This is a genomic window from Vibrio sp. 10N.222.55.C6, assembly GCF_041473395.1.
GTDB lineage: Bacteria > Pseudomonadota > Gammaproteobacteria > Enterobacterales > Vibrionaceae > Vibrio > Vibrio crassostreae_C.
Window position 1 is genome coordinate 1 of sequence record NZ_JBFRSD010000320.1, and the last position, 430, is coordinate 430.

A 430-nucleotide genomic window follows, 5' to 3' on the forward strand; every position below is an offset into this window, starting at 1 on the left:
GAGTAGAACGCATTCGAATTATAGTCTGAGATACTCATTTATAGATAGGCAGGATAGGGCTCTTCCTAGTTATCTTGACAATGTCGTGTCGCCTGAAACTTTATCAGATTTTCAACAAGATACTGGCATACTCGAGTCCGAGTTCGTTCTTCCAGTACTGGATAGTGCTAGGCTCGGCTTTTACGCGCTACTAGCCGATAACCTTGACTATGGGTTAGGAATAGGGGGCGAAGTCATTAACGACATATTTAACGTCGTTGGGTCTGTTAAAGTGTATGACGATATGGCCTATCAATTGTCTTCAGGTGTAAGTTTTGGGCCATTTAACTTGAGCTATAGTGATATTAATCACACTGATGGGTTTTCTGGTCACTATCCATTATCCAGATTAATGAATGGTAGCCAAAGCGAGAGTCTATTATCCTTAGGC

The 430-nt window shown here is 41.6% G+C and carries 1 pseudogene; it reads left to right on the plus strand.

Features of this window, described 5'->3' with window-relative positions:
* Positions 1-85: 85 nt before the first annotated feature.
* Positions 86-430: pseudogene (locus tag AB4486_RS23900) on the plus strand (hypothetical protein); the annotation flags it as partial.